Origin of the sequence: Kitasatospora sp. NPDC059577 (genome assembly GCF_042735475.1) — a bacterium.
In the GTDB taxonomy this organism is placed as follows: Bacteria; Actinomycetota; Actinomycetes; order Streptomycetales; family Streptomycetaceae; genus Kitasatospora.
On record NZ_JBHWBZ010000059.1, the window covers coordinates 35,142 to 37,487 of the forward strand.

The 2,346-nt window shown below is 75.7% G+C and carries 2 protein-coding genes; both read left to right on the forward strand.

Features of this window, described 5'->3' with window-relative positions:
- Positions 1–7 precede the first annotated feature (7 nt).
- A complete protein-coding gene (locus ACFV0O_RS33120) occupies positions 8–691 on the forward strand; it encodes an ATP-binding cassette domain-containing protein (RefSeq protein WP_380347454.1) in 684 nt (227 codons plus the stop codon).
- Between the two features lie 35 nt (positions 692–726).
- On the forward strand, positions 727–2,346 hold a 1,620-nt coding region (locus ACFV0O_RS33125; protein WP_380347455.1), incomplete at its 3' end, for a N,N-dimethylformamidase beta subunit family domain-containing protein.

Consider the following 2,346-nt stretch of genomic DNA (forward strand, 5'->3'; position numbering starts at 1 on the left):
GTGAGCTGTGTTAAACAGAGAGCGGGGGGCCGCCACGGGCCCCGCCCCCCCCCCCCCCCCCCCCCCCCCCCCCCCCCCCCCCCCCCCGCGGGGGGGGGCCCCCCGGGGGCCCCCCACCCCACTGGCCGAGGTCGGCGCGCGGTCCTGGCACGGCCGCACCGCCAACCTCTTCCAGGACTTCGCCCGGTTCAACCTCACCGCGCAGCAGAGCGTCGGCGTCGGTCGGCTGGACCGCATCGACTCCGCCGAGGCGGTGCACCGCGCCGTCGAACTCGCCGGTGCCGCCGACACGGTGGCCGCCCTGCCCGAGGGCCTCGACTCCCTGCTCGGGAAGGAGTACGGCCCGGGAACCGAGCTGTCCGGCGGCCAGTGGCAGCGGATCGGCCTGGCACGCACCCTGATGCGCCCCGACGCCCTGCTGATGTGCCTGGACGAACCCGCCAGCGCGCTGGACCCGCAGGCCGAGGCACTGCTCTGCGACGCCTACCAGCGCGCCTCCGCCCACATGGCCGCCACCGTCGGCGGCGTCACGGTGTTCGTCACCCACCGGCTCTCCACCGTCCGGATGGCCGACACCATCGTGCTCCTGGAGGACGGGCGGGTCCGCGAGACGGGCAGCCACCAGGAACTGCTGGCCCTGGGCGGGCGTTACGCGGAGCTCTTCGCCCTGCAGTCCAAGGCCTACGCGTAGTGGCCGACCCGAACCGGACCGACCAGGGAGCGTGGATGAGCGCAGTCACGGAGACCGTCGCCGAGGGCTGGGGCGGCAGGTACGGCGCCTACGCCCGCGCCACCTCCTGCGTCCAGGGGGGTGACCTGGAGTTCCGCTTCCTGGACGGGCCCGCCGGAGCGCCGCCCGAGCGCCACGTCCGGATCACGAACGCGATCACCGGCCTCACCCGCGACCACCGGCTGTCCGCGGCCCGCGACCGCTGGACCCTCACCGTGCCGCGCACCTGGCCCAGCGGGCTGTACCGGGCCGAGTTCGGACCCGACGGCGGCGAGGTGTGGTTCGCGGTGCGGGCGGCCCGGCCCGCCGGGAACCACGGGATCCTCGTCTCGCTGCCGTTCGCCACCTGGCAGGCCTACAACCGGGTCGGCGCCCCCGGCCACGGACTGTACGGGACCGAACAGCACGACCGGGCGCACCGGGTGAGCTTCGACCGGCCCGGCGGCGGCCCCGCCCCCGAGCGCTGGGAGGAGGGGCTGATGCACTGGCTGCACCGGACCGGGCAGACCGTCGACTACTGCTCCAACCTCGACCTGCAGCTCGTCCCGGGACTCCTCGACGACTACCGGCTGCTCGTCTGCAACGGCCACGACGAGTACTGGACCTGGGAGATGCGGGACGCCGTCGAGGGCTTCGTCGGCGCGGGCGGCAACCTGGCGATCTTCTCCGGGAACACCTGCTGGTGGCAGATGCGCCTGGAGGACGAGGGGCGCACCATGGTCTGCTACCGCGACGCCGCCCTGGACCCGGTCACCGCGGTGGACCCGAGGAGGGCCACCACCGAGTGGTCCAGCGCCCTCGTCGGACGCCCCGAGAACACCCTCACCGGCCTGACCTTCCGTCACGGCGCGGGCTGCTGGACCGACTTCGACCTCATGCTCGACGACAGCTACCGCGTCGCGTTCGCCGACCACTGGGCGCTCACCGGCACCGGTCTGCGCGACGGCGACTCCTTCGCCCGCGGAGCACTCGGCTACGAGACCGACGCGGCCGACCTGACCTGGCTCGACGGCGTGCCCAGGGTGACCGGACGGGACGGCACCCCGACCGGCTTCACCGTCCTGGCCACCGCCGACCTGGGCCACTGGCGCGACCTCGGCCAAGGCGGCGCCGCCACCATGGGGGTGTTCACCCTCGGGCGCGGCACCGTCTTCAACGCCGGGACCATCAACTGGGGCCGGGCGCTCGACGACCCGGTCGTGGACCGGATCACCCGCAACGTCCTCGAACGGTTCACGGCGCCGCCGGACCCGGCCCGCTGGGAGACCCTCGGCCCCGCCCCCGCCCTGAGCTGCCTGACCGGCACCGGCGGCCGCCTCTACGGCCTCGACGACGAGGGCGTCCTGCACACGCGGGAACCCTGCGGCCAGAACATCCCCTGGACCGCACTCACCCGGGGCGGCGAAGCGTTCCCGGCGCTCGCCGTCACCGCACCCCGCGAGGCGATGGGCGGGCAGACCCAGGGCCTGTACGCCCTGGGCGCCGACGGCTCGATCCGCTACCGCGACGCGGGGGGGGGGGCCCCCCCCGCGGGGGGGCGCGCGCCGGGGCCCCCCCCCCCCCCCCCCCCCCCCCGCCGCCCCCCCAAGGGGAGGGGGGACCCCCCCCCCCCCCGC